The organism is Burkholderia sp. BCC1644, from assembly GCF_902833225.1.
Classification (GTDB): domain Bacteria; phylum Pseudomonadota; class Gammaproteobacteria; order Burkholderiales; family Burkholderiaceae; genus Burkholderia.
The window spans coordinates 89,370-115,450 of record NZ_CADFEI010000005.1; the positions used below are offsets into that span (position 1 = coordinate 89,370).

Sequence of the window (26,081 nt, forward strand, 5' to 3'; positions counted from 1 at the left end):
TTCCGGCGTTACTCGCCGTGGAAGTTCTGTGCCCCGGCGAAGTTGTCGAACTTCGTGTATTGCCCCAGGAACGTGAGCCGAACGGGTCCGATCGGACCGTTACGCTGCTTGCCGATGATGATTTCGGCCGTCCCCTTGTCAGGGCTGTCGGGATTGTAAACTTCGTCACGGTAAATGAACAGGATCACGTCCGCATCCTGTTCGATTGCACCCGATTCGCGCAAATCCGACATCACCGGACGCTTGTTCGGACGCTGTTCGAGGCCACGGTTCAACTGCGACAGCGCGATCACCGGCACGTCGAGTTCCTTCGCAAGACTCTTCAGCGATCGCGAGATTTCCGAGATTTCGGTCGCCCGGTTCTCGCCCTGCGACGAACCCGACATCAGCTGCAGGTAGTCGACGATGATCAGGCCGAGCTTGCCGCACTGCCGCGCAAGACGTCGCGCGCGCGAGCGCAATTCCATCGGGTTCAGGCCGCCCGTCTCGTCGATGAAGATCTGCGCCTCGCTCATCTTCTGCACCGCATGGGTCAGCTTCGGCCAGTCCTCGTCCGTCAGGCGACCCGTCCGCATCCGGTGCTGGTCGAGCCGGCCGATCGAGCCGAGCATACGCATCACGAGCTGGGTGCCCGGCATTTCCATCGAGAACACCGCGACCGGCAGCCCGTACTCGACCGCGACGTATTCGCCGATGTTCATCGAGAACGCGGTCTTACCCATCGACGGCCGCCCCGCGACGATGATCAGTTCGCCGCCGTGCATCCCGGACGTCATCCGGTCGAGGTCGACGAAGCCCGTCGGCGTGCCCGTGACGTCGCTCGGGTTCGCCGTGTGGTACAGCGTATCGATGCGCTCGACGACCTGCGTGAGCAGCGGGCCGATCTCGAGGAAGCCCTGGTTGCCACGCGCGCCCTCTTCGGCGATCGAGAACACCTTCGACTCGGCTTCGTCGAGCAGCTGGCGGACTTCCTTGCCCTGCGGGTTGAACGCATCGGCCGAGATTTCATCGGCGACCGACACGAGCCGGCGCAGCACCGCGCGGTCGCGCACGATTTCCGCGTAGCGACGGATGTTCGCCGCGCTCGGCGTGTTCTGCGCGAGCGCGTTCAGGTACGCGAGCCCGCCGACATCCTCGGCCTTGCCGGACGTGACCATCGCTTCGTACACGGTCACGACGTCGGCCGGGCGCGTCGACGCGATCAGGCGGCCGATGTGCTCGTAGATGATCCGGTGGTCGTAGCGGTAGAAATCGCCCTGCGACAGGAAGTCGGCAATCCGGTCCCATGCCGCGTTGTCGAGCAACAGGCCGCCGAGCACCGACTGTTCGGCTTCGACCGAATGCGGCGGGACTTTCAGCGATTCGATTTGGGGATCTTGCGGCGCGTTCATGGGTTGGGATTATCGCGAATTACACAGGACGGCGCCATACCGGCCGCCAGTGATGCGGCAATAAAAAAGGCAGGCCCCGGTTGCCCGGGCGCCTGCCCTTGTCCGGACGGCGGAAGCCGCCCGGAAAGCTTGCGTACGCTTACGCGTGGTCGCCGATCACGTTGATCGTGACGTCGACGACGACGTCCGTGTGCAGCGCGACTTGCACGTTGTGCTCGCCGATCATCTTCAGCGGGCCTTCCGGCATGCGAACTTGCAGCTTCTCGACTTCGAAACCTGCCTTCTTCAGCAGTTCAGCGACGTCGCCGTTCGTGACCGAGCCGAACAGACGGCCGTCAACGCCCGACTTCTGCGTGATTTCGAACGACTGGCCGTTCAGCTTCTCGCCGACTGCCTGCGATGCTGCCAGCTTTTCAGCGGCGATCTTTTCGAGTTCAGCGCGGCGCACTTCGAATTCAGCGATCGCTTCCTTCGTTGCACGGCGAGCCTTGCGGTTCGGGATCAGGAAGTTGCGAGCGTAACCGTCCTTGACCTTGACGATGTCGCCGAGGTTGCCCAGATTGGCGACTTTTTCCAACAGAATGATTTGCATTCGAATTCTCCTTATGGCGTCGCCGAGTTACGCCTTGTGCTGATCGGTGTACGGCAGCAGCGCGAGGAAACGCGCACGCTTGATTGCCGTGTCGAGCTGACGCTGATAGTGCGCCTTCGTACCCGTCAGACGCGCCGGCGTGATCTTGCCGTTTTCGCCGATGAAGTCCTTCAGCGTTTCCGTGTCCTTGTAGTCGATCTGATCGACACCTGCAGCCGTGAAACGGCAGAACTTCTTGCGCTTGAAGAGCGGGTTTTGTTGCTGACGACGCTTGTCGAATTTCTTACCAGTCGGGCGGGGCATGATTTCAGTCCTTTCCAATGTCCTGCAATGCTGTGATGTGAAACACCAAGGTTCTCGCGTTGCGGCTTTTCTTGGCCAGGAAGCCCGTGAACAGCGTTTCGACGCCCATTTCACGACTTTCCAGCCCGCCGCTCGCCTCACCGGCCGCCACCGCCTCGATCGTCATTTCGACCTGACGGCGAATGCCTGCTTCGACGACTTCCGTGCGGTGCTGCAATGTGGCGCTAGCGATCGGAACACCTGCCGGCGTATATCGCACCGGTGCGCGTTCGACGACGCTCGCCGTCAATTGCAACCTGTTCACGAGAGTGGCGCGCTCCTTGATGGCTTAATGAATGACGAACTTAAGCCTGCGCTTCGGTCGGCTGAGCTGCAGCCGCCTTCTTGGCTTCTTCGCGCTGAACTTCCTTCATCATCGGCGACGGGCCGGTTTCGGCCTTCTTCATCTTGACGATGAGGTGGCGCAGCACGGCGTCGTTGAACTTGAACGCGTGTTCGAGTTCGTCGAGCGTCGTCTGGTCGCACTCGATGTTCATGCAGACGTAGTGAGCCTTCGCGAGTTTCTCGATCATGTAGGCCAGTTGGCGACGGCCCCAGTCTTCGACGCGGTGGATCTGACCGCCGTGCGACGTGATCGTGGTCTTGTAACGCTCGATCATCGCGGGCACTTGCTCGCTCTGATCGGGGTGCACGATGAATACGATTTCGTAATGACGCATTACACACTCCTTGTGGATTAAAGCCACCCGGGCGTCTGAACCGGTGTGGCAAGTGAGAAGCCGAAGATTTTAACCCGATTACGGGGCACGTGCAAGGCCAATCAACGACTGGCGTGCGGATTCGGCCATGTTTTCAAAGACTTGAACGGGCGAGCCGGTGTGCACGGCCGCCCTGCGGTTCTTTTTTATCGGGGTCTGAACTCAAGCCGCGCGCACACCGGCGCGCAACAGGCGTCGCGGCGTCACTCGCTGCGCGTGCCGGAAAGCCGCGCGTCGAGCGCCGTGCGGAACGCCGCGAGCGCCGACGGCTCGGCGTCGGTCACGGCCCACCACGTCATCCCGGCCGCGTCCCAGCGGTCGAGCGCATAGCCCTGCGACACGGTCGTGTACGGTGCCGCGGGCCCTTCCCCGGCGGGCCGCACGTAGACGTCGATCACGTGCTGCCGGTAGCGGTAGACGAGCACCGCGACGCGACGCCGCCCGACGTAGTCGAGCCGGCCGCCGACCAGTGCGAAGCCGTTCGCCGCGAGATCCTCGACCGGCGGCGCATAGTCGAGCCGGCCGTTGAACCACGGCTTGACCGTATGCCGGTCGGTCGAGATCACGTCGATGTCGCGCGCCGACAGGTCGGCCCGCACGTGGCTCGAGACGAGTTCGTCGACCGTACGGTCGGTGTCGGCGTGGCGCGCGGACAGCGCCATCCCGCCCGCCGCCGCGAGCGCCACCAGCAGCGCGACGCCCCAGCCGAGCCCGGGCAATGCCGCAACGCGCGGCCCGGTGCCGGCCGTGGCCGGGCGTGCCGACCCGTCATTCCCCGGCAGCCAGGACCACCAGCTGCGCTCGCGCGGCCGCCGCTGCGGCTGCGATCGGGATTCGAACCGCGGCTCCGCCCGCGACGGCTCGCGAGCAGGCGCGTCGGCCGCGGCAGGCAGGCTCGCAAGAATGCTCGCCCGCAACGCATCCGGCGCACGGTGATAATCGGCCTGCCGCACGGCCTGCACCAGCGTGACGATACGCGCGCGTTCACGACGGCACGCATCGCACCCTTCGACATGCTGCTGGACCCGCAACGCATCGGGCGCCGACAGCTCGCGGTCGACGTCCGCGTCCAGCAACGCTCGCGCTTCGTTACAGTCCATCGATAGCCTCCGATGCGGTTCCGCCGGCCGACGCACGGCCCGGCCTGCCTTCGGGCGCCGGTGCCGGCGCGCCGCCCAGCAGCGCGGCGAGCTTGCGCCGGCCGCGCGCGAGCCGCGACATCACCGTGCCGACCGGCACGTCCGCGATCGCCGCGATCTCGCGGTAACTCAAGTCCTCCATCTCGCGCAGCACGAGCACCTCGCGGTATTCGGGCGGCAGCTTCGCGAGCGCCGCATTCACGAGCCGCACGTTCTCGCCGCGCAGCAAGTGCGCCAGCGGATCCTCCGTCGCCGGCTGCCAGTCGTCGGGCACGTCGGCGTCGTCGAGCGTGTCGGGCAGCGCGACCTCGTGCGCATGCGTGCGGCGCCGCCACTCCGTGTACCAGGTGTGGCGCACGATCGTCAGCAGCCACGGCCGCGCGTTGTCGCCGCGACACGAATCGACGAAGCGCAGCGCGCGCATGCACGCGTCCTGGACGACGTCGTCCGCGTCGCCGGCGTTACCGCTCAGCCAGCGTGCGAGGTTGTACGCGGCGTCGAGATGCGGCAGCACGAGCACGCGAAACCGCTCGCCGCGCGCGACCGCGTCGTCTGCCACCCGTTCATCGACCGCCTGTCCGGCTTGCGCCACATGACCTCCCTGGTCCCGGCGGCCGATGCCGCGCCCGTTCCGCGCACGGCGCCCGGACAGACCGGCAACGTGCGCGCTCGATGACCATACCGTTGTTGCGTCGAGTTTATTCCCGCGCCGGGCACATGAAGCGTAAAAAATCGCCGGGCCGCCCGCGTCCCGTTACGGCGTGGTGCTCCAGTAACCGGGGCGCGCATACGCGTCGCGCAGGTAGTCGATGAAATAGCGTACGCGCGCCGGCACGTAGCGCTGCTGCGGGTAGACCGCGAGGATGTCGTAGTCGGGCAGCGCGTACTCGTCGAGCACCGTCTCCAGCGCGCCCGTCTCGAGCTGCGCGGCGATCTCCCACGTCGAGCGCCAGCCGAGCCCGAGCCCCTCGGCCACCCAGCGGTGCAGCAGCTCGCCGTCGTTGCAGTCGAGGTTGCCGGCCACGCGCATCGTCGCGATCTTGCCGTGACGCTGGAAATACCAGCCTCGGTTCTGCCCGCCCTGCAGGTTGAACGCGAGGCAGTTGTGCTTCAGCAGGTCGTCGAGCGACTTCGGCCGGCCGTGCCGGCGGAAATACTCGGGCGTGCCGCACACGACGCGCCGGTTCGACGCGAGCTTCACCGCGACGAAGTTCGGATCGACCGCGCCGCCGATCCGGATCGACAGGTCGTAGCCTTCGCGCACGAGATCGACGACGCGGTCGGTCAGGTTGAACGACAGTTGCATCTCGGGCTTGTCGACCAGAAAACCGGGTGCGTGCGGCGCGACGTGCTTGCGCCCGAACGCGGCGGGCGCCGATACGATCAGGTGGCCGCTGACCGCGCGCCGCCCGGCGGCCAGCTCGTTCTCGGCCTGGTCCCATTCGGACAGCAGCCCGCGGCAGCGCTCGAGGAAGGCGGCACCCTCCTCGCTGACCACCAGCCGCCGCGTCGAACGGTACATCAGCTTCACGCCGAGGCGCTTCTCCAGCGCGTCGATGCGCCGCCCGAGCACCACCGGCGACACGCCCTCCTCGAGCGCCGCCGCCGCGAGGCTGCCGGCATCGGCCACCCGCACGAACGTCTCGATCTGCTTGAAGCGATCCATCTCCTGTCTCCGTCTCCGTTCCGGCCCCGGGCGGGAAGCCCCGTCCGGCCGTCATTCCATACTTTTAGTTTCGAAATAAGCGACTCGGGCTGATCTTATCAAACCTTTCATGCATCCCTAAAGTGTTCCCAACAGACCCATTCGCAAGATCCGCCACATTCAAGGAGACATTCATGGCCAAGATGAGAGCCGTCGACGCAGCAGTGCTCGTGCTCGAGAAAGAAGGCATCCAGACCGCGTTCGGCGTGCCGGGCGCAGCGATCAACCCGTTCTACTCCGCGATGCGCAAGTCGGGTGGCATCAGCCACGTGCTGGCGCGCCACGTCGAAGGCGCATCGCACATGGCCGAAGGCTTCACGCGTGCGGCCCCGGGCAACATCGGCGTGTGCATCGGCACGTCAGGCCCCGCCGGCACCGACATGATCACCGGTCTGTACTCCGCTTCCGCCGATTCGATTCCCATCCTCGCGATCACGGGCCAGGCACCGCGTGCCCGCCTGTACAAGGAAGACTTCCAGGCCGTCGACATCGAGTCGATCGCGAAGCCGGTCACGAAGTGGGCCGTCACCGTGCGCGAACCGGCGCTCGTGCCGCGCGTGTTCCAGCAGGCATTCCACCTGATGCGCTCGGGCCGTCCGGGCCCGGTGCTGGTCGACCTGCCGATCGACGTGCAGCTCGCCGAAATCGAATTCGACATCGACACGTATGAGCCGCTGCCGGTCTACAAGCCCGCGGCAAGCCGCGCGCAGATCGAGAAGGCGCTCACGATGCTCAACGACGCGGACAAGCCGCTGATCGTGTCGGGCGGCGGCGTGCTCAACGCAGCGGCCGAAGACCTGCTCGTCCAGTTCGCCGAAACGATCGGCGTGCCGGTGATCCCGACGCTGATGTCGTGGGGCGCGATTCCGGACGATCACCCGCTGATGGCCGGCATGGTCGGCCTGCAGACGTCGCATCGCTACGGCAACGCCACGATGCTCGCGTCCGACTTCGTGCTCGGCATCGGCAACCGCTGGGCGAACCGCCACACCGGCAGCGTCGAGGTCTACACGAAGGGCCGCAAGTTCGTGCACGTCGACATCGAGCCGACGCAGATCGGCCGCGTGTTCGGCCCGGATCTCGGCATCGTGTCCGACGCGAAGGCCGCACTCGAGCTGTTCGTCGCGGTCGCACAGGAATGGAAGGCCGCCGGCAAGCTGAAGGACCGCAGCGCATGGGTCTCGGAATGCCAGGAACGCAAGCGCACGCTGCAGCGCAAGACGCACTTCGACAACGTGCCGGTCAAGCCGCAGCGCGTGTACGAAGAGATGAACAAGGTGTTCGGCCGCGATACCTGCTACGTCAGCACGATCGGCCTGTCGCAGATCGCCGCCGCGCAGTTCCTGCACGTGTTCAAGGCACGCAACTGGATCAACTGCGGCCAGGCAGGCCCGCTCGGCTGGACGATCCCCGCCGCGCTCGGCGTGCGTGCCGCCGACCCGAGCCGCCCGATCGTCGCGCTGTCCGGCGACTACGACTTCCAGTTCATGATCGAGGAACTGGCGGCCGGCGCGCAATTCAAGCTGCCGTACGTGCACGTCGTCGTGAACAACTCGTACCTCGGGCTGATCCGCCAGGCCCAGCGCGCGTTCGACATGGACTACTGCGTGCAGCTCGCGTTCGACAACGTGAACGCGCCGGAACTGAACGGTTATGGCGTCGACCACGTGGCCGTCGCGGAAGGCCTCGGCTGCAAGGCGCTGCGCGTGTTCAAGCCGGAAGAGATCGAGCCGGCGCTGCGCCAGGCGCAAACGCTCGCGGAAGAGTTCAGCGTGCCGGTGGTCGTCGAGGTGATCCTCGAGCGTGTGACGAACATCTCGATGGGCACCGAAATCGACGCGATCAACGAATTCGAGGAGCTCGCCGAAAAGGCCGAGCACGCACCGACCGCGATCTCGATGCTCGACTGAACCGCACGACATTTTTGACTGACCGACCGAAGAGGCTTAGCTCATGCCGAAGTTTGCTGCAAACCTGACCATGCTGTTCAACGAAGTGCCGTTCCTCGACCGCTTCAAGGCGGCCGCGGACGCGGGCTTCGACGCCGTCGAGTTCCTGTTCCCGTACCCGTACGCGAAAGAGGAACTCGCGGAGCGGCTCGAGACGCACCGCCTGCGCCTCGTGCTGCACAACCTGCCCGCCGGCAACTGGGATCAGGGCGAGCGCGGCATCGCGTGCCTGCCCGATCGCGTCGGCGAATTCCAGGAAGGTGTCGGCCGTGCGATCGAGTACGCGAAGGCGCTGAAGGTGCCGCAGCTGAACTGCCTCGTCGGCATCCCGTCGGCCAGCACGGCGCGCGACAAGACGTTCGTCACGATCGTCGACAACCTGCGCTTTGCGGCCGACGCGCTGAAGCGCGAAGGCATCCGCCTGCTCGTCGAGCCGTGCAACAGCTTCGACATCCCGGGCTTCGCGCTGAACCGCTCGTCGGAAGGGCTCGACGTGATCCGCGCGGTCGGCTCGGACAACCTGTTCCTGCAGTACGACATCTATCACATGCAGCGCATGGAAGGCGAACTGGCCGCGACGATCGAACGCAACCTCGCATCGATCGGCCACGTCCAGCTCGCGGACAACCCGGGCCGCAACGAACCGGGCACGGGCGAGATCAACTACGCGTTCCTGTTCGCGCTGCTCGACCGGCTGGGCTATGCCGGCTACGTCGGCTGCGAATACAAGCCCCGTACCACCACGACGGAAGGCCTCGGCTGGCTGCAAAGCGTTGCCGGCTGCGCACCGGGCTCGGCGCGTCGCGCCGCCTGAGAAGCGCCCTTCCCGTTTTCAGCCCTATAGGAGACTTTCACATGGCAACCATCGGTTTCATCGGCCTCGGCATCATGGGCGCGCACATGGCGCGCAACCTGCTCAAGGGCGACCACCAGCTCGTCGTGAACGGCGCGTTCCCGATCCCGGACGACCTGCGCGCGAGCGCCAAGGTCGTCGCGAACTCGACCGAAGTCGCGCAGAACGCGGACGTCATCGTCGTGATGGTGCCGGACACGCCCGACGTGCGTAACGTGCTGTTCGCCGACGACGGCGTCGCGAAGGGCCTGACGGCCGGCAAGCTCGTGATCGACATGAGCTCGATCTCGCCGCTCGACACGCAGGAGTTCGCGAAGCAGATCAACGCACTCGGCTGCGACTACCTCGACGCACCGGTGTCCGGTGGCGAAGTCGGCGCACGCGAAGCGTCGCTGACGATCATGGTCGGTGGCCCGGAAGCGGCCTTCGAGCGCGCAAAGCCGCTGTTCGAGAAGATGGGCAAGAACATCACGCTCGTCGGCGACAACGGCGCGGGCCAGACCTGCAAGGTCGCGAACCAGATCATCGTGGCGCTGAACATCGAAGCCGTCGGCGAAGCGCTGCTGTTCGCCGCACGCTCGGGCGCCGATCCGGAACGCGTTCGCCAGGCGCTGATGGGCGGCTTCGCCGCGTCGCGCATCCTCGAAGTGCACGGCGCGCGGATGACGAAGCGCACGTTCGATCCGGGCTTCCGCATCGAGCTGCACCAGAAGGACCTGAACCTCGCGCTCGACGGCGCACGCAAGCTCGGCCTCGCCCTGCCGCATACGGCAAGCGCGCAGCAGCTGTTCAGCGTGTGCGCATCGCACGGCGGCAAGGCATGGGATCACTCGGCACTCGTGCGCGCGCTCGAGATCATGTCGAACTTCGAGATCGGCCAGACGCCGGCCGCGTAACGCGACTGCCGCAACGCGCGTTTCCGCTGCAATGGCGGAGGCGCGCGACAGATTTGTGCGATCCGGCCACGGCCGGTCGCATCGATGCGCGGACACGCGCGCATCACGGTGGGGCGCCCCGCCCTGCATCGCCAACGGCGTGCGGGACGGGGCGAAAAACGCCGCTCTGGGCTGAGAGCGGCGTGGTGGGGTCCGCAGCGGCACCCGGCGGCGCCGGGGAAGCCTTGGTCGGTCAGACGTCGTCGTCGGGTGTCCGCCTGTCGGATTTTGCGTATTACATTTCTTTACGTTCAAGCGTGCGATTTTTCATGCAATCGTCGCGCTGAACGCCTACACTTTCGCCACGCCTTTCGAGAAAACCGCCGCGCTTGCGTTCACCTTCGGTGACCGCGCCCAGCGCGGTGTTTTTTTCGCCACTTCACGGCGCGTTTTCTTTTCAACCACCTAGGGAGTGCAGCGATGGGTCTTCTTTCGTTTATCAAAGAGGCGGGTGAAAAACTGCTGGGTCATGCCGACGCGCAAGCGGCGGAAGATCCGAATGCCGCGAACCAGACTGCGGCCGATGCGATCAAGAATTACATCAGCACGCAAGGTCTCGACACGTCGAACCTGACTGTCGTGTTCGACGGCGCATCGCGCACCGTCACGCTGTCGGGCAGCGTCGCCGATCTCGACACGAAGGCGAAGGTCAAGGTCGCGGCCGGCAACGTGCAGGGCGTCGCGGGCGTCAACGACGACGATCTGCAGCCGGACGATCCGGAAGTGCAGTACCACGACGTGAAGCCGGGCGACACGCTGTCGGCGATCGCCAAGGAAGTGTATGGCGACGCGAACAAGTACCCGGCGATCTTCGAGGCGAACAAGCCGATGCTGTCGAGCCCGGACCGGATCTACCCGGGCCAGAAGCTCGTGATTCCGCCGCAGTCCTGAGCATTTCTGCCGGACTGACGCAAAAAAGGCAGGCCGTATGGCCTGCCTTTTTTTCATGGGCGACTCGCGCCGCCCGATCGGTGCGTATCGGCTACAGCGTATCGAACGCGCGTTGCAGCGCGTCGCGATCGTGAATGCCGTTCGCGAGCGCGAGCATCAGCAGCACGCGCGCCTTGAACGGGTTCAGCGAACCCGCGCTGACGAAACCGAGCGCATCGTCGTTCGCGGCGCCGTTGCGCATCACATGCCCCGACCCGACGCGCGACGCGCGGACCACTGCCACGCCCGCCTTCACCGCATCGGCAAGTGCCGCCTGCAGCGTCGCGTGGATCGACCCGTTACCGGTGCCCGCGACGACGAGACCGCGCACGCCGGCAGCCACCAGCGCATCGACGGCCGTGCGCGTCACACCCGCATAGCTCGTGACGACTTCGACGGGCGGCCAGGTCGCGGCGATCGCCAGCTGCGTGTCGCGCGAACGCGTGACACGGCGCGCGAATTCGACACGGCCGTCCTGCACCCAGCCGAGTGCGCCGAGCTCCGGCGACTGGAAGGCATCGACTGCATAGGTGCTCGTCTTCACGACGTCGCGCGCGCCGTGGATCCGGTTGTTGAACACGACCAGCACGCCCTGCCCGCATGCGGCCGGATGGCCGGCCACCGTCACCGCGTTCAGCAGGTTCAGCGGGCCGTCGGACGACAGTGCGGTCGCCGGCCGCATCGCGGCCGTCAGCACGACCGGCTTGTCGCCTTTCACGACCAGATGCAGCGCGTACGCGGTTTCCTCGAGCGTGTCGGTGCCGTGCGTGATCACGATGCCGTCGACCGCCGGATCGGCCATCAACGCGTCGATCCGCGCGGCAAGCGTGTTCCACAGCGGCAGCGCGAGATCCTTGCTGTCGATGCTGGCGATCTGTTCGGCGTCGATGCGCGCGACCGACGCGAGCGCCGGCACCGCGTCGACCAGGAAATTGACGCCGAGCGCGCCGGCCTGGTAGCCGGCCGTGCTGGCCGCGTCGGGGGCGGCGCCGGCGATCGTGCCGCCAGTAGCGAGCACGGCGATGCGCGGCAGCGCCGCCGCGGACGAAGGAGATGCGGATTTCGGTGTATTCATGGCCGCGATTGTAATGGCTCGCGGCCGGGATCCGGCACGTTCCGGCGCAGCGGCCGAAGCCGGTGGCCGCGCGTCATGGTTTGTCCCGATCGCCCGGCCGCACGCGCCGTCAACGGCCGTGGCGTCCGCAACGTTATAGGAAGTGCCGTTTTGGTGTTTTCACATTGATTTGCCATAATCGGAGCGCACGGTGCGATGCGGCCCTATCCGCAACGCCGCGTGCATCGTGACGGCGTCGATAACACGCAATTCACCCCATGGGAGTGTCGAAATGAAAATCCAATCGCTCGTAGCCGCAGTGCTTCTCGGCGGCATGCTGGCTTCCCCCGCATTCGCGGCGAACAGCCAGCAGGACAAGATGAAGGCCTGTAACACCCAGGCAGCCGGCAAGTCGGGCGACGAACGCAAGGCGTTCATGAAGGACTGCCTGTCGGCGAAGCCCGCGAAGGCGATGTCGCAGCAGGACAAGATGAAGGCCTGCAACACGCAAGCCACCGGCAAGAAGGGCGACGACCGCAAGGCGTTCATGAAGAGCTGCCTGAGCAATCAGCCGGCCGCCTGAGTTCCGGCGCTCCCGTATCGAATGCCGCGTACCGCTTCGGCGGGCGCGGCATTTTCGTTTTCGTTGCACGCGCATCGACACCCGCGCCTCCCGCCTGATTTCCCCTTCCCGCCCCGCTTTTCCTGCCCGCTGCCACATGGTGCGGCAATTCGCCGCGTTTTCTTCTATGATGGCTGCAACGCGGCCCACCCAAGTACAAGAAGCGCCATCGGGCCGCCCTCGAGACGGACGCGCACGCGCGTCAAACGGAGGCTTGGATGGCATGGAGACAACACCGCTGGTTCCGCCGCTGGCTGATCGTGATCGTGTTCTGGGCCGTGCCCGTCGCGATCGTCGCCGTCCGCGAGATCCGCGAGGAAATGGCCTACAACAAGGCGGACCTGCAGCTCGCGCTGACCACCTGGCAGCTCACCGATGCGCAGCAGGCCGCAGGCGCCGCCGCGAAGTGCCACGGGGAGCCTGACGAGGCGCGCGCGGCCGGCTGCCCGGTCGACGTGCTCGCCGCCAACGCGCCGCGCCAGCAGGCGGCCCGCGACGAATACGTGGTGCGCCGCAATACGCTCGCCGGCTACCTGTGGCACGCGTTCGTCGGCTACTGGGTCGTCCCGGCCGCGTTCCTGTTCGCGTGCGGCGTCGTGATCGCGCTGATCCGCCGCGCACTGCGCCGCCCGCCGATCAAGCCGCCTGTTCCGCCGGTCACGCACTGACGTACGCCGCAGGCGCCTGCCGCCCTCCCGATCGACCGTCGAGTTCCCCGCGCGCGCCGACCACGTGCGGGGCGCCCCGCACGCGCCGGCGCCGCTTCGTCCGTTGGCGCGCCGCGACACCCCCGAGCGATTTGACGCTTTTTCATGCGCCGACGAAAAGGGGCTGTAATCCGCTGTGATATAACTGCCGACGTGATCCGCCTCATGAGCGAGACTCACTCCGAACATCATCCGATGGAGAAGAACGATGCAAAAACGGAATCTTGTGCTGAAAGCCGCCGCTGCGCTCATCGTCGGTAGCCTCGCGCTCACCGGTTGCACCACCACCCCGGACAAGCCGGACAACGCCGCGACCAACGCGTCGAAGCGCCAGTCGATCGACGCGAGCGTCGACGCCACGCTGTCGCGCATGTACTCCACGGTCAAGGGTTCGCGCGAACTCGTCGCGAAGTCGCGCGGCGTGCTGGTGTTCCCCGAAGTGATCCAGGCCGGCTTCATCGTCGGCGGCCAGTCCGGCAACGGCGCGCTGCGCGTCGGCGGCAGCACGGTCGGCTACTACAACACGTCGTCGCTGTCGGTCGGCCTGCAGGCCGGTGCGCAGTCGAAGGCGATCGTGTTCCTGTTCATGACGCAGGAAGCGCTCGACGAATTCCGCGGCTCGGACGGCTGGGCAGCCGGTGCCGGCGCGTCGGTCGCGCTCGTGAAGATGGGCGCGAACGGCGCGGTCGACACGACCACGGCCACCGCGCCGGTCCAGGTCGTCGTACTGACGAACGCGGGCCTGATGGGCGACGTGTCGATCAACGGCACGAAGGTCACGAAGCTCAAGATCTGACGCTGATGCACCGCCCGTGCGCGCCGCGCGCGGGCCATGCGAAAACGGCGATGTCCTTGCGGGCATCGCCGTTTTTTTATCCGTCCGCGTGCTGCGTCGGGCCGTTCAGGTCGTCGAGTCGATCACCTTGAAGCGCGAGCGCTTCTGCGCGCGGATCACCGACTGGTAGACGTCGACGTACTGCTGCGCCATCCGGCGCGACGTGAAGCGCTCCTCGAAGCGCTGGCGCACACGCGCACGCGGCAGCAGGTGCAGCCGGTTCACGGCAGCGACCGCACTGATTTCATCCTCGACGATGAAGCCCGACACGCCCTCGTCCACCACTTCGGGCACCGCGCCGCGATTGAACGCGATCACCGGCGTGCCGCACGACATCGCCTCGATCATCACGAGGCCGAACGGCTCCGGCCAATCGATCGGAAACAGCAGTGCATGCGCGCCCGACAGGAATTCGGCCTTCTGGTGATCGGCGATCTCGCCGATGTATTCGACGTGCGGCAGCGCGAAGAGCGGCTTGATCTCGCGGTCGAAGTACTCCTGGTCGGCCGCGTCGATCTTCGCCGCGATCCGGATCGGCAGCCCGCACTGGCGCGCGATGCGAATCGCGGTGTCGACGCGCTTCTCCGGCGAGATGCGCCCGAGGAACGCGAGGTAGCGCGGCTCGACGGGTTGCGGCATGTAAAGCGTGTCGGGCAGCCCGTGATAGACCGTCGTCAGCCATTTCGCCTGCGGCAGCGGCTGGCGCTGCGAGTTCGAAATCGAGATCACCGGCGCCGTGTTGAACGTGTCGAACACCGGCTGCTGCTCGGGCAGGTCGAGCCGGCCGTGCAGCGTCGTCACGTACGGCGTTTCCTGCCGGTTGAAGACCGAGAACGAGTAGTAGTCCATGTGGAAATGGAGCACGTCGAAATCCTTCGCACGGCGTGCGACCGTCTCCATCAGCAGCATGTGCGGGGCGACGCGGTCGCGGATCGACGAATCGAGCCGCAGCGCACGCGGCCAGACCGGCTCGAGCTTCGCACGCGTCGTCGAGTCGCCGCTCGCGAACAGCGTCACATCATGGCCGAGCTCGACGAGCGCCTCGGTGATGTAGGACACGACGCGCTCGGTGCCGCCGTACAGCTTCGGCGGCACGGATTCGGTCAGCGGGGCGATCTGCGCAATTCTCATGGTTCACGTCTCCTGTGTCCTGTCCCTTGCGGCACGGCCGGCGGGCGATTGCGCCATTGCGCTCCCCCTCCCCATGCAGCGCTGGCCGGCAAGGCGCCGGCCGGATATCCCGACATTATTCGCGATCCCGATGCCCGGAACCGCCTGCCTTGCATTTTATGGACGTTGTTACAGGCAGGATACATTCCGTTCGCCGGGTCCGCCGCCCCGAACCGGGCGCGGCCCGATCGATCCGCCCCCTTTAGTGATACAGGCGGGAGCGCACGCCACCCGGCCCGTCAACGCGACGGCCACTTCCAGGCCGGCAAGTCGCGCGTGTCGGCATCGACGAGCGAAGTCGCGCCGAGCTGTTTGTCGAGCACCAGCGATTCGCAGCCGGCCTCGCGCTCGAGCGTCGCGATCAGCCGCGCCGCGTGCGACACGACGAGCACCTGCGAACGCTGCGCGGCCTGCGCGATCAGGCGGCCGAGCGCCGGCAGCAGATCGGGATGCAGGCTCGTTTCCGGTTCGTTCAGCACCATCAGCGCCGGCGGGCGCGGCGTCAGCAGCGCGGCAGCGAGCAGCAGGTAACGCAGCGTGCCGTCGGACAGCTCGGCCGCCGCCAGCGGCCGCAGCAGGCCCGGCTGGCGCATCAGCACGTCGAAACGGCCGCGGCCACCCGGATTCTCGATCTCGACCGACGCGCCGGGAAACGCGTCGTCGATCGCCGCATCGAGCGCCGCACCGTCGCCGATTTCGCGGATCGTCTGCAGCGCGGCGGCCAGGTCCGCGCCATCGTCCGCGAGCACCGGCGTATGGGTGCCGATGTGCGACTGCCGCGCCGGCGCCTGCGCGTCGGTCCGGAAATGGTCGTAGAAGCGCCACGAGCGGATGCGCTCGCGCACCGCGATCATCTCCGGCGCACCGGTCGGATCGGCGAACTCGGTCATCATGCTGTCGAAGCTCGCGACCGGCTGCGGAATCGTCTGCCAGTCGCCCGACGCGGTGCGCGCGCGGATCTGCGCGCCCTGCCGGTCGACCAGCAGCGTCGACGGGCGCAACAGCGCGCCGCCCCAGATGCATTCGCGCTTGACCACCGGATCGAGCGCGAATTGCGAATTGCTCGGAAGCGGCAGGCCGAGATCGATCGAATAGCCGAAATCGTCGCACGCAAAGCCGAGCTTCAGGCTCACGGGGCCCTTGCGCACCGTGCCCGTGACCGGCGTCTCGCCGGCCAGCATCGCGCGCGAGAAGCGCTCGGGGCCCGCCCACAGCGTCGACGGCAACCCGCCTTCGCGGGCGAGCGACGGAATCACGCGGCCCTGCGCGGTATCGGCGAGCAGCCGCAGTGCGCGGTACACACTCGACTTGCCGCTGCCGTTCGGCCCCGTGACGACGTTGAGCGCCGCGAGCGGCACGATCAGCTCGCGCAGCGAGCGGTAATTGGCGATGGCAAGCGTTTTCAGCGCGGTCATGGGAACGAGGAATGGCAGACAGGCACCGGGCCGCACTCAGCGGCCCTCGGCGGCCTGCGGATCGGCAGCGGTATTGGCCGCCGTGCTGGCGGCAGGCGCCCGCGCGTGCGGCCGTTCGGGATTCGGTGCGTCCGGCGCGGATTCGTGCGGATACAGCTCCATCCGGTTGCGCGGCAGGCATTGCGGATAGCGGTCCTGCAGGTACGCGATCAACCCTTCGCGCACGCGGCAGCGCAGATCCCAGCACGACGGCGAATCGGCCGCGCTGACGAGCGCGCGCAACTGCATCGTGCGCTCCGTTGCGTCGGTCACTTGCAGCACCTGCACACGGCCGTCCCACTCGGGCGCCGCGTGGACGAGCCGCGCGAGTTCCTCGCGCAGCGGCGCGAGCGGCGTGAGGTAGTCGACCGACAGGTAGACCGTGCCGATGATTTCCGAGCTGCTGCGCGTCCAGTTCGTGAACGGGTTCTCGATGATCCACTGCAGCGGCACGACGAGGCGCCGCTGGTCCCACAGCCGCACCGACACGAACGACCCGGTGATTTCCTCGATGCGCCCCCACTCGCCCTGGATCACGACCACGTCGTCGAGCCGGATCGGCTGCGTGAGTGCGATCTGCAGCCCGGCGATCAGGTTGCCGAGCACCGGCCGCGCGGCGATACCGGCAACCAGGCCCGCGACGCCAGCCGACGCCAGCAGGCTCGCGCCCACCTGGCGCACGTTCGGGAACGTCATCAGCGCGGCGCCGGTGCCGATGATCACGATCAGCACCATCACGGTCCGCACGAGCACCTTGGCCTGCGTATGGATGCGCCGCGCCTGGAGATTGTCGGCCGTATCGATCGGATGGGCCTGGATGATCGCGTCGCCGACACCGGCCGCGAGCCGCACCAGCAGCCACGTGAGCGACACGATCGAGCCGACCGCGGCCGCGGTGCGCATGCCGCGCACGAACGACATGCCGTCGTCCGCCTGGACCCACAGGAATTCGAGCGCCAGCAGCGCGAGCACGACGAGCGACGGCTTGTCGATGTAGCGCAGGATCGCGCTCATCAGCGGATACGGTTGCGCGATGCGCTTGACGATGCGTGCGCCGAGACGGTGCACGATCGTGACGACGAGTATGACGACGACCGACACGGCCAGCGTGCCGAGCCACGAATGCAGCGGCGCATCGGCGATGCGCTGCAGTTCCTCGATTGAAATCATCGGCGCCCTTGGGTGATGAGGCGCACGCGCCTCGTCCTGGATGCGTCGGCGACGTCCGGGCCGCGCATGCGCCCGGACACGGCGTCAGATCAGTTGCCGCTCCTGCACGGAAACGCCTTGCCGAGACCGAGCGACACCGCGGTGCTCGCGTTGTAGTCGGCGAGCTTCGGATTTTCCGCGATGTACTTGCGCACCGCGTCGGTCATCTGCTGCGCCCGGATGTCGGGCGGCAGGCAGAAATACTGGCCGACCCGCGGCCCCGTCGTGCCGCCGATCGCGTCGATCGTGTTGTAGACGCCGTCGGCGGCGCCTTCGATGTAGGCCGCGCACGACGCCCGCGACTTGACGTCCGTCTTCGCGCACAGCCGGTCGAGATCCGCGCCCGTGAAAGCCGCCGCCGACAACGGTACGGCAAACGCCGCGGCACAAAACATTGCGCGCAACATGGTGTTCCTTATGTCAATGCGGCCCGAGACCGCCTGCTGCCTTGGCCGGCGCGCCGCCGGACACCCTGCTCCGGCCGGAATCCGGCCGGGCGGGCGCACCGTCCGGACGCACCGAAAACCGTCATTTTGCACTCTTTTGCGCATCTGCCGGCGCCGATCCACCGACGCGCTCGGTCCGCTTGCTCAGGATGTCGATCGCGTCCGGCGCCTTGTAGTGCTTCGCGAACTCGAGCGCGGTGATGCCGAGCTGGTTCTTCACCTGCGGATCGGCACCCTGGTCGAGCAGCAGGTTGACCGTCGATGCATGGTTGCCGCGCGCGGCCATCATCAGCGGGGTCGTGCCGTTCGGCGACGCGGTATCGATATAGGCGTCGTGGTCGAGCAGCAGCTTGACGACCGCGTCCTGGCCGTTGGTCGCCGCGTAGTGCAGCGGCGCCCAACCCTTCTTGCTGACTTCCGCGCCCTTGTCGATCAGCAGCTTCGCGAGGCCGACGTCGCCGTTCAGCGATGCCAGCATCAGCGCGTTCTCGCCGGCCTTGTCTTCCTTCTCGAGGTCGACGTTCGGCGTCGTCGCGATCGCGGCCGCGACCTTGTCCGACTTCTCGCGTGCGGCGATCACCAGGATCGGATCGCCGTTCGGCGCGAGCGTGTTCGGGTCAAGCTTGCCGCTCTTGAGCTGCTTGCCGATGTCGGCGATGTCGTCGAACTTGACGGCCTTGACGATCGCGTCGAGCGACTCGGCATGCGCGCCGGCGGCAGCGAACAGGCCGCTCGCGACCAGCACGGCGGCGGCGAGTACGCGTTTGGGCAGATGATTGGTCGGCTTCGTCATTGTTGTGGGCTCCTTCCCTGGGTTGTGTCGGCTGCGCGCACGTCGTTAGCGGGCGATCTTGAACAGCCGGAAAAAGTTCTGCGTCGTCGCATCGGCGAGCGCCTCGACGGCGATCCCGCGTTCGGATGCGATAAAGCGTCCGACATGGCTGACGTACGCAGGTTCATTCGGCTTGCCGCGATACGGCACAGGCGCGAGGTACGGCGAGTCGGTCTCGATCAGCAGCCGCTCGAGCGGCACGCGCCGCGCGACGTCCTGCACGTCGGTCGCGCTCTTGAACGTGACGATGCCCGACAGCGAGATATGGAAGTTCTGTGCGAGCGCCTGCTCGGCGACGGACCACGGCTCGGTGAAGCAGTGCATCACGCCGCCCGGCACGTCCGCGCGCTCCTCGGCCATGATCCGCAGCGTGTCTTCCGACGACGAGCGCGTATGGATGATCAGCGGCTTCATCGTCGCGGTCGCCGCGCGGATGTGCGTGCGAAAGCGTTCGCGCTGCCATTCCATGTCGGCGATCGAGCGGCCTTCGAGGCGGTAATAGTCGAGGCCCGTTTCGCCGATCGCGACGACCTTCGGGTGCGCGGCCAGCTCGACGAGCTCCGCGAGCGTCGGCTCGCGCGCCTCCTCGTGGTCGGGATGCACGCCGACCGACGCGTAGACGTTGTCGTGCGCGTCCGCGATCGCGAGCACGTCGGGCAGCGTCTCGAAATCGACGGACACGCACAGCGCGTGCGTGACGTCATGCTCGCGCATGTTCTCGAGAACGGCCGGCAGGCGGTCGGCCAGGCCCTTGAAATTGATGTGGCAGTGAGAGTCGACGAACATCGTGTTTCCTGAATACGTAAGACGCGCGCTCAAGCGCTCGCCGGCAGGCGGCAACGGGCCGCGTCGCCAGGTGATCCGTTCATCGTTTCGCAATCCACGGGAAACAATGCCGGATCATGCAAACATTTCCCGATATCCGAGAAACAATTCCTCGAATACGAGCCGCGCGTTGAGCGGATGGTTCTCGACCGTCCGCTGCCGCGTCACGGCTTTCATGAAGCGTGCGAACGCGTTCGCGTCGACCGACTCCGCGCAGCGCGCGAGCGCCGCCGCGTGCATCGGGAAGTAGCGCGGCGCGCCCGCCATCCGTTGCGCGAGCAGATCGTACAGCCAGCGCTGCAGCCAGCCGAGCACCAGCGGCACCGGCAGCTTCTGCAGCGTCTCGCCGCACGCGAACGGATCGCATGCCGCACCGGCCGCGAGCTGCCCGAGCGTGTAGTCGCGCAGCGGGCGGTTCTCGTCGCTCGCGAGCGCCAGCGCAGCGAGCGGCGCGCCGCCGGCTTCGGCAAGCAGCGCGTGCGCGTGGTCGACGCCTTGCGCCGCGAGCCATGCCTCGGCCGAGTCGGGCGCCGGCACCGTCATCGGCCACTGCCGGCAGCGGCTGATGATCGTCGGCAGCAAGCGGTCGATGCGTGCCGACACGAGCAGGAACACGACGCCGGACGGCGGCTCCTCCAGCGTTTTCAGCAACGCGTTCGACGCGGCGACGTTGAGCGCCTCGGCCGGATACAGCACGACGACGCGCGCGCCGCCGCGGTGCGAACCGACCCCGCAGAAGTCGAGCAGCGCGCGCACCTGCTCGATCTTGATTTCCTTGCTCGGCGCACGCGTCTTCTTGCCGCCTTCGTCCGCATCGGCCGGCTTCGCGTCGTCCGTGGCGCCCGGCGCTTCGCCGGCCAGCGCCTCGGGCAACACGATCCGGTAGTCCGGATGGTTGCCCTGCGAGAACCACGTGCAGGCCGCGCAGGCGCCGCACGGCTCGCCGTTCGGTTGAGGCGATTCGCACAGGAAGCCCTGTGCGAGATGCTGCGCGAACTGCAGCTTGCCGATCCCGGCCTGGCCGTGCAGCAGCAGCGCATGCGGCCATTGCGCGCGCAATTGCTGCAGGCGGTTCCAGTCGTCGGTCTGCCACGGATAGATCATGTGGTGCGTTCCTTGCGGGTTACAGCGCGGCGAGCACGCGTTCGAGCTGCTGGCGGATCTCGGGAATCGACTGCGTCGCGTCGACGATCGCGAAACGGTGCGGCGCCTCTTCCGCGCGCCGCAGGTATTCGCCGCGCGTGCGCGAGAAGAACGCGTCCGACTCGCTTTCGAATTTGTCGGGCATGCGCGCGGCGCCGCGGCGCTCGCTCGCGACGTGCGGCGCGACGTCGAACAGCACCGTGAGGTCGGGCTGGAACCCGCCCTGCACCCAGCGCTCGAGCGTCTCGAGCTTGTCGCGCGGCAGCCCGCGGCCGCCGCCCTGGTACGCGAACGTCGCGTCGGTGAAACGGTCGGACACGACCCAGTCGCCGCGCGCGAGCGCCGGCTCGATCACGAGCGCCAGATGCTCGCGGCGCGCGGCGAACATCAGCAGCGCTTCCGTCTCGAGATCCATCGGCTGGTTCAGCAGGATCTCGCGCAGTTTCTCGCCGAGCTGCGTGCCGCCCGGCTCGCGGGTCACGACGACCTGTCGGCCGGCCGCGGCCAGCTTGCCCTGGAGCCGTTCGCAGAACCATTGCAGGTGGGTGGTCTTCCCCGCCCCGTCGATGCCTTCGAACGTGATGAATTTACCGCTCGCCATTATTGACCTCGTATGTACTTGTCCACGGCCTTGTTGTGATCGCCCAGCGTGTCCGAGAACACGCTCGTGCCGTCGCCCTTCGCGACGAAATAGAGCGCGCTCGTCGGTGCCGGATTGATCGCCGCCTGCAGCGCGGCTACCCCCGGCAACGCGATCGGCGTCGGCGGCAGGCCGCGTCTCGTGTAGGTATTGTAAGGAGTGTCGGCCTGCAGGTCGCGCTTGCGCAGGCGGCCGTCGTACGCGTCGCCGAGGCCATAGATCACCGACGGATCGGTCTGCAGCGGCATGCCGATCCGCAGCCGGTTCGCGAACACGGCCGCGACGAATGCGCGGTCGGCCGCGTGGCCCGTTTCCTTCTCGACGATCGACGCGATCGTCAGCGCTTCGTAAGGCGACTTGTACGGCAACCCCGGTACGCGGGCGGCCCACGCCTCGTCGAGACGCGTCTGCATCAGGTGGTACGCGCGCCGGTAGATGTTCAGGTCGCTCGTACCCTTGTCGAACAGGTAGGTATCGGGGAAGAACAGCCCCTCGCCGCTGCCGCGCTGCACGGCGCTGTCCGGCGCGCCGATCGCGCGCAGCAGCTCGGCGTCGCTCATGCCGGCCGTCGAGTGCGCCAGGTCGGGATTCGCATCGAGTTCAGTGCGCATCCGCTTGAAGGTCCAGCCTTCGATGACCGTCGCGACGTACTCGTTCACGTCGCCGCGCGCGATCTTCTGCAGCACCTCGTAAGGCGTGATGCCGGTCTTGAATTCGTAGTTGCCGGACTTGAGCCGGCTCGACAGCCCGAGCACGCGCGTCATCGCGACGAACCCGAACGGCTCGACCGGCACGCCGCCGCGCTTGAGCTGCAGCGCGACGCTCTTCACGGTGCTGCGCGGCTTGATCGTGACGTCGAGCGATGCCGAGCCCAGCAGCAGCGGCCGGGTCGCCCAGTAATACCCGCCGCCCGCGCCGGCAGCGGCCACAACGACGGCCAGCGCCACGATCGTCGCGGCGCATTTCTTCAGTAGGGACATGGAAACGTGACTCAGGTAAGACCCATATAATACTTGCTCGCCTCCGTCAAAGTCAGAGTTGACTGTTCCCTCATTCCATGAGCACACCGTTCGCTTCACCGGCTGCCCAGGCCGCATCTGCCTCGCTCCCCGTTTTCCCCCGCCCGTCCGCCGCCGATTTCGATGCGCCGGGCGCCTGCATGCCGCTGCCTCAGTTCGGCGTGATCGACGTGGCCGGCGACGATGCCGCCACGTTCCTGCACAGCCAGCTGACCAACGACATCGAGCATCTCGATGCCGCGAGCGCGCGGCTGTCCGGCTATTGCTCGCCGAAGGGGCGCCTTCTCGGCTCGTTCCTCACGTGGCGCGCCGGTCACGGCGTGCGCTTGCTCGTGTCGAAGGACGTGCAGCCCGCCGTGCAGAAGCGGCTGTCGATGTTCGTGCTGCGCGCGAAGGCGAAGCTGACGGACGCGAGCGACACGCTCGCGGTGGCCGGCTTCGCGGGCGACGTGCGCGACGCGCTCTCCGGCATCTTCGATGCGCTGCCGGACGGCGTGCACGTGAAGGTCGATGGCCCGGCCGGCGCGCTGATCCGCGTGCCCGACGCGGCCGGCCGCAAGCGCTATCTGTGGATCGGCCCGCGTTCGGAAGTCGACGCGCGCCTCGCGGCGCTCGCCGGCACGCTGCCGGTCGTGTCGCCAGCCGTGTGGGACTGGCTCGACGTGCGCGCGGGCGAGCCGCGCATCACGCAGCCGGCCGTCGAACAGTTCGTGCCGCAGATGGTCAACTTCGACGTGATCGGCGCCGTTAACTTCAGGAAGGGGTGCTACCCGGGCCAGGAAATCGTCGCGCGCAGCCAGTACCGCGGCACGATCAAGCGCCGCACCGCGCTCGCGCACGTCGCCGGCGACACCGATACCGTGCATGCCGGCGTCGAGTTGTTCCACAGCGACGATCCGGGCCAGCCGTGCGGGATGATCGTCAATGCGGCGGCCGCGCCCGCGGGCGGCGTCGATGCGCTCGTCGAGATCAAGCTCGCCGCGCTCGACAACGGCACGGTGCACCTCGGTTCGGCCGACGGCCCGGTGCTCGCGTTCGATACGCTGCCGTACGCATGGCCGACGGAAGCGTGATGCACTGACAACCCGTTCGGGCGCCGGCTCGCGAGTCGCAGCCGGCGCCCGATGTTTCCTGCGAGAGAATCGCCCGATGTGTCTGATTGCCTTCGACTGGCAGCCCGATGCCGCCGCCGGTCCCGTCTTTACCCTCGCCGCCAACCGTGACGAGTTCTTTCGCCGGACCAGCGCGCCGCTCTCGTGGTGGGAGGATGTGCCGGGTGTACTGGCCGGCCGCGATCTCGAAGCGGGCGGCACGTGGCTCGGCGTCTCGCGCGACGGCAGGTTCGCCGCGCTGACGAACTACCGCGCGCCGTTCGACATTCGCGCGGGCGCCCCGACCCGCGGCAAGCTCGTGTCCGATTTTCTCGGCGGCCCGTCCGTCGCGCCGCTCGAGTATCTCGGGCAACTGGCCGAGCATGCCGCCGTGTACAACGGCTTCAACCTGCTCGTCGGCGACTGGCGGCGACGCGAACTCGCGTGGTTCTGCAACCGTGCGCCCGAAGGCGAAAGCAGTGTCGCCGCGCCCGTCGCGATCACGCCCGGCGTGCATGCGCTGTCGAACGCGCGGCTCGATACGCCCTGGCCGAAAGTCGTGCGCAAGCGCGCGGAACTCGGCACGCTGCTCACCGACAATCCGACCCCGTCGCTCGACGAGCTGATCGCGTTGATGCGCGACCCGCATGTCGCGGACGACGACGCGCTGCCCCATACCGGCATCCCGATCGAACGCGAACGTGCGCTGTCGGCCGCGTTCATCGAGACGCCCGAATACGGCACGCGCGGCACGACCGCGCTGCGCGTCACGATGAAGGAAGGCGTGCGGCTGACGGTCGAGATCAAGGAGCGCTGCGACGACGACGGCTCGCACCGCACCGTCCGTCCGGGTTCGTTCGAGCGCGCGTTCACGTTCGACCTCGACGCGACGCGGCCGCGCTGAACGCGCGCACCGCGCGCTACGGCGCGCGCGTCATCTCGACGTGCGGCACACCGGCTTCGACGAACGGTTCACCGACCGCCGCGAAGCCATGCCGCACGTAGAACGCCACCGCCGAATCCTGCGCGTAAAGCCGCACGGCAGTTTCGCCGCGGTGCCGCGCGGCACCCAGCAACGCGTTCAGCACGGCTGACCCGACACCCTGCCCGCGTACATCGGCCAGCACCGCGACACGGCCGATCATGCCGGATGGCAACAGCCTTCCCGTCGCGACCGCCCGACGCGTACCTGTCGCCGCATCGATCCGGTAGGCAACCGCATGGAACGACAGCGGATCGTCATCGTCGAGTTCCCATTCCGGCGGAATCTGTTGCTCGCGTACGAACACCGCGTCGCGAATGCGCGCAGCATCACCGCCCAGCACCGTCCAGTCACCCGTTTCCACTACGCCGTCCGCCATCGCAGCTCCCATGCGGCGCGTGCGCCGTCAAACGCCTGCCGTCAAACGTCGTCGAATGCGGCCTTCAGCGCCGCGACCGCATCAACATGCGCGGCCCGCACCTCGGGGATGTAGCCGCCCATCTTGAAGAATTCGTGGATCATCCCCGGATAGCAGACCAGCGTGACCGCGTTGCCGGCCGCGCGCAGCTTCGCTGCGTACGCGGCACCCTCGTCGCTCAGCGGATCGTATTCGGCCGTCGCGATCCACGCCGGCGCGACGCCCGCAAACGACGGCGCGCCGCGCGTACCGTCGAGCGGCGCGAAGCGCCAGTCGTCGCGATCCGCCCGATCGCGCACGTATTGCGTGAAGAACCACTGGATCGTGTCCTGCGTCAGCAGGTAGCCGTTCGCGAGCCGCGCGTGCGATTCGGTGTCCTGGTAACCCGTCACGCCCGGATAGATCAGCAGCTGCAGCGCCAGGCGAATGCCCGCATCGCGCGCGAGCACCGCGCAGACGGTGGCAAGCGTGCCGCCCGCACTGTCGCCGCCGACCGCCAGCCGAGCAGCGTCGATGCCGAACGTGGCGGCCTCGCGATGGAGCCACTGCAATGCGTCGTCGGCGTCGTTCACCGCGGTCGGGAACCGGTGTTCGGGCGCGAGCCGGTAATCGACCGACAGCACCGCGCACTGCGCATCGCGCGCGAACATCCTGCACAGCGCGTCGTGCGTGTCGACGCTGCCGACCGTGAAACCACCGCCGTGATAGTAGACGAGCGCGGGCAGCGGCTCTGCAAGGCTCGGCGCGACCGGCAGGTACAGCCGCGCACCGATCGTGCGGCCGTCGCGCGTCGGCACGACGCATTCTTCCACCGAATGCATCGGCGCCGGCGCGACGTCGAGGATCGGCGCGCTCTTCTCGTACGCGGCGCGCGCCTGCTGCGGCGTCTGGTGGTGATAGGACGGACGTTTCGCGCGCTCGATCATGTCGAGCACCTGGGCGACCTTCGGATTCAGCGGCATCGGGGAAGACAGCGCCTGTGCGGCGCCCTGAACGGACAAGCGTGCATGATGCCACGCTCGCGTCAGGCCGGTATGGCGCGCGATGTGCGGGAATCCCGTGCCGCCAAACAAAACGGC

The 26,081-nt window shown here is 67.3% G+C and carries 29 protein-coding genes; 9 read left to right on the forward strand and 20 right to left on the reverse strand.

What is annotated here, in order from left to right; genetic code table 11:
- Positions 1–8: 8 nt before the first annotated feature.
- The 8 genes from HWX87_RS11360 to HWX87_RS11395 form a co-directional block, all read right to left on the reverse strand.
- Positions 9–1,391 carry a replicative DNA helicase gene (locus HWX87_RS11360; RefSeq protein WP_176047224.1) on the reverse strand — a complete coding sequence of 461 codons (1,383 nt, stop codon included), beginning with the start codon at positions 1,389–1,391 and terminating at the stop codon, positions 9–11.
- A 139-nt stretch (positions 1,392–1,530) separates the two neighbouring features.
- Positions 1,531–1,983 (reverse strand): 50S ribosomal protein L9, encoded by a 453-nt coding sequence (gene rplI, locus HWX87_RS11365; protein WP_021156519.1) that lies wholly within the window; start codon positions 1,981–1,983, stop codon positions 1,531–1,533.
- A gap of 27 nt (positions 1,984–2,010) precedes the next feature.
- Positions 2,011–2,286, reverse strand: coding sequence for a 30S ribosomal protein S18 (rpsR, locus tag HWX87_RS11370; RefSeq protein ID WP_011657068.1), 276 nt, complete (start codon positions 2,284–2,286; stop codon positions 2,011–2,013).
- Positions 2,287–2,290: 4 nt separating this feature from the next.
- Complete coding sequence (gene priB, locus HWX87_RS11375) at positions 2,291–2,590, reverse strand: primosomal replication protein N (protein WP_176047225.1); 300 nt, start codon at positions 2,588–2,590, stop codon at positions 2,291–2,293.
- A 40-nt stretch (positions 2,591–2,630) separates the two neighbouring features.
- Positions 2,631–3,005: a 30S ribosomal protein S6 gene (gene rpsF / locus HWX87_RS11380; RefSeq protein ID WP_006402295.1), complete on the reverse strand. Its 375-nt coding sequence runs from the start codon at positions 3,003–3,005 to the stop codon at positions 2,631–2,633.
- Positions 3,006–3,247: 242 nt separating this feature from the next.
- The gene (locus tag HWX87_RS11385) at positions 3,248–4,144 is read right to left on the reverse strand and encodes an anti-sigma factor (protein ID WP_176047226.1); all 897 of its coding nucleotides are present in this window, start codon (positions 4,142–4,144) and stop codon (positions 3,248–3,250) included.
- Positions 4,134–4,775, reverse strand: a complete 642-nt coding sequence (locus HWX87_RS11390; RefSeq protein ID WP_176047227.1) for an RNA polymerase sigma factor — start codon at positions 4,773–4,775, stop codon at positions 4,134–4,136. The genes HWX87_RS11385 and HWX87_RS11390 overlap by 11 nt, the downstream gene beginning before the upstream one ends.
- A 162-nt stretch (positions 4,776–4,937) precedes the next feature.
- Positions 4,938–5,849 (reverse strand): LysR family transcriptional regulator, encoded by a 912-nt coding sequence (locus HWX87_RS11395; RefSeq protein WP_176047228.1) that lies wholly within the window; start codon positions 5,847–5,849, stop codon positions 4,938–4,940.
- A 173-nt stretch (positions 5,850–6,022) separates the two neighbouring features.
- On the opposite strand from HWX87_RS11395, the gene gcl reads away from it, so the two are divergent.
- From gcl to lysM, 4 genes are all read left to right on the forward strand, one after another.
- Entirely contained in the window at positions 6,023–7,798 is a 1,776-nt protein-coding gene (gene gcl, locus HWX87_RS11400; protein WP_176047229.1) for a glyoxylate carboligase, read from the forward strand.
- Positions 7,799–7,841: 43 nt separating this feature from the next.
- Complete coding sequence (gene hyi / locus HWX87_RS11405; RefSeq protein WP_011657073.1) at positions 7,842–8,651, forward strand: hydroxypyruvate isomerase; 810 nt, start codon at positions 7,842–7,844, stop codon at positions 8,649–8,651.
- Between the two features lie 41 nt (positions 8,652–8,692).
- Positions 8,693–9,586 (forward strand): 2-hydroxy-3-oxopropionate reductase, encoded by an 894-nt coding sequence (locus tag HWX87_RS11410; protein ID WP_176047230.1) that lies wholly within the window; start codon positions 8,693–8,695, stop codon positions 9,584–9,586.
- A 459-nt stretch (positions 9,587–10,045) separates the two neighbouring features.
- Positions 10,046–10,516 (forward strand): peptidoglycan-binding protein LysM, encoded by a 471-nt coding sequence (gene lysM / locus HWX87_RS11415; RefSeq protein ID WP_176047231.1) that lies wholly within the window; start codon positions 10,046–10,048, stop codon positions 10,514–10,516.
- 91 nt (positions 10,517–10,607) lie between these two features.
- On the opposite strand, the gene HWX87_RS11420 is transcribed toward lysM, so the two are convergent.
- Positions 10,608–11,630, reverse strand: coding sequence for an asparaginase (locus HWX87_RS11420; RefSeq protein WP_176047232.1), 1,023 nt, complete (start codon positions 11,628–11,630; stop codon positions 10,608–10,610).
- Positions 11,631–11,901: 271 nt separating this feature from the next.
- Between HWX87_RS11420 and HWX87_RS11425 the strand changes: the two genes are divergently transcribed.
- The 3 genes from HWX87_RS11425 to HWX87_RS11435 all read left to right on the forward strand — a co-directional run bounded on the left by HWX87_RS11425 (position 11,902) and on the right by HWX87_RS11435 (position 13,734).
- Positions 11,902–12,192, forward strand: a complete 291-nt coding sequence (locus HWX87_RS11425) for a PsiF family protein (protein WP_176047233.1) — start codon at positions 11,902–11,904, stop codon at positions 12,190–12,192.
- A 257-nt stretch (positions 12,193–12,449) separates the two neighbouring features.
- On the forward strand, positions 12,450–12,899 hold the full coding sequence (locus tag HWX87_RS11430) for a hypothetical protein (protein WP_176047234.1): 450 nt from the start codon (positions 12,450–12,452) through the stop codon (positions 12,897–12,899).
- Between the two features lie 247 nt (positions 12,900–13,146).
- Positions 13,147–13,734 carry a YSC84-related protein gene (locus tag HWX87_RS11435; protein WP_059233959.1) on the forward strand — a complete coding sequence of 196 codons (588 nt, stop codon included), beginning with the start codon at positions 13,147–13,149 and terminating at the stop codon, positions 13,732–13,734.
- Between the two features lie 105 nt (positions 13,735–13,839).
- Here HWX87_RS11435 and HWX87_RS11440 read toward each other — a convergent pair whose 3' ends face one another.
- The 9 genes from HWX87_RS11440 to mltG all read right to left on the reverse strand — a co-directional run bounded on the left by HWX87_RS11440 (position 13,840) and on the right by mltG (position 22,472).
- A complete protein-coding gene (locus HWX87_RS11440; protein WP_175848316.1) occupies positions 13,840–14,904 on the reverse strand; it encodes a glycosyltransferase family 4 protein in 1,065 nt (354 codons plus the stop codon).
- A gap of 278 nt (positions 14,905–15,182) precedes the next feature.
- On the reverse strand, positions 15,183–16,358 hold the full coding sequence (locus HWX87_RS11445) for an AAA family ATPase (protein ID WP_176047235.1): 1,176 nt from the start codon (positions 16,356–16,358) through the stop codon (positions 15,183–15,185).
- A gap of 36 nt (positions 16,359–16,394) precedes the next feature.
- Complete coding sequence (locus tag HWX87_RS11450) at positions 16,395–17,567, reverse strand: mechanosensitive ion channel domain-containing protein (protein WP_176047236.1); 1,173 nt, start codon at positions 17,565–17,567, stop codon at positions 16,395–16,397.
- An 89-nt stretch (positions 17,568–17,656) separates the two neighbouring features.
- Complete coding sequence (locus tag HWX87_RS11455; RefSeq protein ID WP_006485939.1) at positions 17,657–18,013, reverse strand: Rap1a/Tai family immunity protein; 357 nt, start codon at positions 18,011–18,013, stop codon at positions 17,657–17,659.
- 121 nt (positions 18,014–18,134) lie between these two features.
- Positions 18,135–18,845, reverse strand: a complete 711-nt coding sequence (locus HWX87_RS11460) for an ankyrin repeat domain-containing protein (protein ID WP_176047237.1) — start codon at positions 18,843–18,845, stop codon at positions 18,135–18,137.
- Positions 18,846–18,890: 45 nt separating this feature from the next.
- Positions 18,891–19,670: a TatD family hydrolase gene (locus tag HWX87_RS11465; protein ID WP_176047238.1), complete on the reverse strand. Its 780-nt coding sequence runs from the start codon at positions 19,668–19,670 to the stop codon at positions 18,891–18,893.
- Between the two features lie 114 nt (positions 19,671–19,784).
- Complete coding sequence (locus tag HWX87_RS11470) at positions 19,785–20,813, reverse strand: DNA polymerase III subunit delta' (RefSeq protein WP_176047239.1); 1,029 nt, start codon at positions 20,811–20,813, stop codon at positions 19,785–19,787.
- A gap of 19 nt (positions 20,814–20,832) precedes the next feature.
- Positions 20,833–21,453, reverse strand: a complete 621-nt coding sequence (gene tmk, locus HWX87_RS11475; RefSeq protein ID WP_034188700.1) for a dTMP kinase — start codon at positions 21,451–21,453, stop codon at positions 20,833–20,835.
- The gene (mltG, locus tag HWX87_RS11480) at positions 21,453–22,472 is read right to left on the reverse strand and encodes an endolytic transglycosylase MltG (RefSeq protein ID WP_176047240.1); all 1,020 of its coding nucleotides are present in this window, start codon (positions 22,470–22,472) and stop codon (positions 21,453–21,455) included. The genes tmk and mltG overlap by 1 nt, the downstream gene beginning before the upstream one ends.
- Positions 22,473–22,549: 77 nt before the next feature.
- On the opposite strand from mltG, the gene HWX87_RS11485 reads away from it, so the two are divergent.
- Positions 22,550–23,584: a folate-binding protein YgfZ gene (locus HWX87_RS11485; RefSeq protein WP_176047241.1), complete on the forward strand. Its 1,035-nt coding sequence runs from the start codon at positions 22,550–22,552 to the stop codon at positions 23,582–23,584.
- A gap of 76 nt (positions 23,585–23,660) precedes the next feature.
- Positions 23,661–24,506, forward strand: coding sequence for an NRDE family protein (locus HWX87_RS11490; RefSeq protein ID WP_176047242.1), 846 nt, complete (start codon positions 23,661–23,663; stop codon positions 24,504–24,506).
- Between the two features lie 16 nt (positions 24,507–24,522).
- Here the strand turns inward: HWX87_RS11490 and HWX87_RS11495 are convergent, their stop codons facing one another.
- Together HWX87_RS11495 and HWX87_RS11500 are read right to left on the reverse strand one after the other, a co-directional pair.
- Complete coding sequence (locus HWX87_RS11495; protein ID WP_176047243.1) at positions 24,523–24,963, reverse strand: GNAT family N-acetyltransferase; 441 nt, start codon at positions 24,961–24,963, stop codon at positions 24,523–24,525.
- A 41-nt stretch (positions 24,964–25,004) separates the two neighbouring features.
- The gene (locus tag HWX87_RS11500; protein ID WP_176047497.1) at positions 25,005–25,964 is read right to left on the reverse strand and encodes an alpha/beta hydrolase; all 960 of its coding nucleotides are present in this window, start codon (positions 25,962–25,964) and stop codon (positions 25,005–25,007) included.
- Between the last annotated feature and the right edge of the window lie 117 nt (positions 25,965–26,081).